1 pseudogene is annotated in these 207 nt (G+C 43.0%); it reads left to right on the top strand.

Features of this window, described 5'->3' with window-relative positions:
• A pseudogene (locus LKX83_RS33760) lies at positions 1-207 on the top strand (FAD-dependent oxidoreductase); the annotation flags it as partial.

The following is a 207-nucleotide window of genomic DNA, read 5'->3' as shown; positions in this document are numbered from 1 at the left end:
AACGTCCAGAACTGCTGACATTTATTGTGGGTGGCGCAGGCTTTACAGGTATTGAATTTGTCGGTGAATTGTCTGACCGTATTCCTGAGCTGTGCAAAGAGTTCGACGTAGATCCTTCTGTTGTAAAAATTTACAACATTGAAGCTGCACCTACCGTTCTTCCTGGCTTTGATTCTGAGCTAGTAAATTATGCGATGGAAGTATTGG

The sequence above is a fragment of the Cohnella baijiui genome (assembly GCF_020731285.1).
GTDB lineage: Bacteria > Bacillota > Bacilli > Paenibacillales > Paenibacillaceae > Cohnella.
Note: the sequence above shows the minus strand (reverse complement) of the source record. Positions and strands in the feature narration are given on the sequence as shown.